The organism is Hymenobacter miniatus (assembly GCF_016427455.1).
In the GTDB taxonomy this organism is placed as follows: domain Bacteria; phylum Bacteroidota; class Bacteroidia; order Cytophagales; family Hymenobacteraceae; genus Hymenobacter; species Hymenobacter armeniacus.
This window is the reverse complement of record NZ_JAELXR010000030.1, coordinates 1-1,564: the sequence shown is the minus strand read 5'-3', so window position 1 is coordinate 1,564 and position 1,564 is coordinate 1. Positions and strand designations below refer to the sequence as shown.

At 56.8% G+C, this 1,564-nt stretch carries 1 rRNA gene; it reads left to right on the top strand.

The window, feature by feature from the left end:
* Positions 1-43: 43 nt before the first annotated feature.
* A 16S ribosomal RNA gene (locus tag JAO73_RS22835) occupies positions 44-1,557 on the top strand.
* Positions 1,558-1,564 lie beyond the last annotated feature (7 nt).

Sequence of the window (1,564 nt, the reverse complement as noted above, 5' to 3'; positions counted from 1 at the left end):
GCACTCGACATCAGCTCATCTTCGGGTGAGTGTAGAAATTTTTACAATGGAGAGTTTGATCTTGGCTCAGGATGAACGCTAGCGGCAGGCCTAATACATGCAAGTCGAACGGTGGTAGCAATGCCATAGTGGCGCACGGGTGCGTAACGCGTAGCCAACCTGCCCTGAACTGGGGGATAGCCCGCCGAAAGGCGGATTAATACCGCATAACACTACGGACCGGCATCGGTCAGTGGTTAAAGATTTATTGGTTCAGGATGGGGCTGCGTGCCATTAGCTGGTTGGCGGGGTAACGGCCCACCAAGGCGACGATGGCTAGGGGAGCTGAGAGGCTGGTCCCCCACACGGGCACTGAGATACGGGCCCGACTCCTACGGGAGGCAGCAGTAGGGAATATTGGGCAATGGCCGAGAGGCTGACCCAGCCATGCCGCGTGCAGGACGAAGGCTTTCTGAGTCGTAAACTGCTTTTGCCAGGGAAGAATAAGGGGCATGCGTGCTCCGACGACGGTACCTGGTGAATAAGCACCGGCTAACTCCGTGCCAGCAGCCGCGGTAATACGGAGGGTGCAAGCGTTGTCCGGATTTATTGGGTTTAAAGGGTGCGTAGGCGGCCGTTTAAGTCTGGGGTGAAAGCCCGTTGCTCAACAACGGAACTGCCCTGGAAACTGGACGGCTTGAGTACAGACGAGGGTGGCGGAATGGATGCTGTAGCGGTGAAATGCATAGATAGCATCCAGAACCCCGATTGCGAAGGCAGCTGCCTAGACTGTAACTGACGCTGAGGCACGAAAGCGTGGGGAGCGAACAGGATTAGATACCCTGGTAGTCCACGCCGTAAACGATGGATACTCGCTGCCGGCGATACAATGTCGGTGGCTTAGCGAAAGCGTTAAGTATCCCACCTGGGGAGTACGCCCGCAAGGGTGAAACTCAAAAGAATTGACGGGGGCCCGCACAAGTGGTGGAGCATGTGGTTTAATTCGATGATACGCGAGGAACCTTACCTAGGCTAGAATGCGCGCGACCGCCCCAGAGATGGGGCTTTCCTTCGGGACGCAAAGCAAGGTGCTGCATGGCCGTCGTCAGCTCGTGCCGTGAGGTGTTGGGTTAAGTCCCGCAACGAGCGCAACCCCTATGGTTAGTTGCCAGCACGTAATGGTGGGGACTCTAGCCAGACTGCCTGCGCAAGCAGCGAGGAAGGCGGGGACGACGTCAGGTCATCATGGCCCTTACGCCTAGGGCTACACACGTGCTACAATGGACGGTACAGCGGGTTGCCAACCAGCGATGGTGCGCCAATCCCGAAAAGCCGTTCTCAGTTCGGATCGGAGTCTGCAACTCGACTCCGTGAAGCTGGAATCACTAGTAATCGCGTATCAGCAATGACGCGGTGAATACGTTCCCGGGCCTTGTACACACCGCCCGTCAAGCCATGAAAGTCTGGTAGACCTGAAGCCGGTGCTCGTCACAGAAGCCGGTTAGGGTAGAACAGGTAATTAGGGCTAAGTCGTAACAAGGTAGCCGTACCGGAAGGTGCGGCTGGATCACCTCCTTTCTGGAGC